Source organism: Mesorhizobium sp. M7A.F.Ca.CA.002.09.1.1, assembly GCF_003998555.1.
GTDB lineage: Bacteria > Pseudomonadota > Alphaproteobacteria > Rhizobiales > Rhizobiaceae > Mesorhizobium > Mesorhizobium ciceri.
In genome coordinates this window covers 1-1,836 of sequence record NZ_RZRR01001009.1, presented here as the reverse complement: position 1 = coordinate 1,836, position 1,836 = coordinate 1, and the positions used below count along the sequence as shown (strand labels likewise).

At 63.7% G+C, this 1,836-nt stretch carries 2 protein-coding genes; one reads left to right on the top strand and one right to left on the bottom strand.

The genetic code is table 11. The features are described 5' to 3' along the window. Positions 1–1,260 (top strand): glutathione-disulfide reductase (gene gor / locus EN994_RS29575; protein WP_127308059.1); only part of this gene is annotated, 1,260 nt, incomplete at its 5' end. A gap of 60 nt (positions 1,261–1,320) precedes the next feature. On the opposite strand, the gene EN994_RS29570 is transcribed toward gor, so the two are convergent. After that, positions 1,321–1,836, bottom strand: a 516-nt coding sequence (locus EN994_RS29570; protein WP_164746328.1) for a magnesium transporter, incomplete at its 5' end; no start/stop codon positions are given.

Below are 1,836 nucleotides of genomic sequence, written 5' to 3'. Positions count from 1 at the left end.
ATCCGCGGCTGCGTGCCGAAAAAGCTCTACGTCTATGCCTCGCAATTTCCCGAGCACTTCGCCGACGCCGCCGGCTATGGCTGGACGGTGCCGGAAGCCAGTTTCGACTGGCAGACGCTGGTCGCCAACAAGGATCGCGAGATCAGCCGGCTGGAGGCGATCTACGTCAGGAACGTCGAGGGCGCCGGCGGCGAGACCTTCCACTCGCGCGCCATGATCGTCGATCCGCATGTCGTGCATCTCCTGGGTGAGGATCGCACCGTCACAGCAGACCAGATCCTGATTGCCACCGGCGGCCGCCCGGCGGCGCATCCGGCGCTGCCCGGCCACGAACATTGCATCTTTTCCAACGAAGCTTTCGACCTCAAGGAGTTGCCCAGGGCGATCATGATCGAGGGCGGCGGTTACATCGCCGTCGAGTTCGCCAACATTTTTCACGGTCTCGGCGTCGACACGACGCTGGTCTATCGCGGCAAGGAGATCCTCAGCCGGTTCGACATGGACCTGCGGCGCATGCTGCACGAAACCATGGAAAAGAAGGGGATAAGGATCCTTTGCCATTCCGTGTCCGAATGGATCCGCAAGCGGCCGGACGGCCGGCTCGACGCGCTGGTCAGCGGCGGCGAGGTGCTGACCGTCGACCAGGTGATGCTGGCCATCGGCCGCATTCCCAACACCGAGAATATGGGCCTGGAAGGCATCGGACTGGAGATGACCAAGACCGGCGCCATCGCCGTCGACCAATATTCCCGCACCAATGTCGACAACATCTGGGCAATCGGCGACGTCACCAACCGCGTGCAGTTGACGCCGGTGGCGATCCATGAGGCGATGTGCTTCATCGAAACCGCCTTCAAGGGAAATCCGACCGCTCCCGATCACGAGACGATCGCGACCGCCGTCTTTTCACAGCCCGAGATCGGCACTGTCGGCCTGTCGGAGGACGACGCCGTCAAACGCTTTTCCGACATCGAGATCTACCGCGCCACATTCCGGCCGATGCGGCACACCCTGTCCGGGCGCGACGAGAAGATGCTGATAAAGCTGGTGGTCGATGGCGCGTCGAAGAAAGTGCTTGGCGCCCACATATTGGGGCCGGACGCCGGCGAGATGGCGCAGCTTCTCGGCATCCCGCTGAAGGCCGGCCTGACCAAGGACGATTTCGACCGTACGATGGCCGTGCATCCGACAGCGGCGGAAGAACTGGTCACCATGTACAAGCCGACCTATCGCGTGAAGGACGGCGAGCGGGTCGATTGACGGCAAATCCTGGTTGAGGAACTCCGCCGCGGCAAGGTCATGCCACGGCGGAGATGGTTGCTACAGAAGCGTGCCGCGCAGGATCACCAGCGCCACCGAGAAATAGATCACCAGCCCGGTGACATCGACCAGCGTGGCAACGAACGGCGCCGATGCGCTGGCCGGGTCGAAGCCGATGCGCTTCAAGGCGAACGGCAGCATCGACCCCGACAGCGAACCGAAGGTGACGATGCCGACCAGTGCAGCACCCACCGTGGTGGCGATCAGCGGCCAGTGCGGGCCATAGTCGTAGAAGCCCATATACTGCCAGAGCGCGATGCGGCAGACGCCGACCACACCGAGCATGGCGCCCAGCACCAGGCCGGTGGGCAGCTCGCGCAGCGCCACCCGCCACCAGTCGCCAAGGCCGATCTCGCGCAAGGCCAGCGCGCGGATGACCAGCGAGGTCGCCTGCGAGCCGGAATTGCCGCCGGAGCTCATGATCAGCGGGATGAACAGCGTCAGCACGATCGCCTTCTCCAGCTCGCCCTCATAGCTCTGCATGGCGTTGGCCGTCAGCATCTCCGAGATGAACAG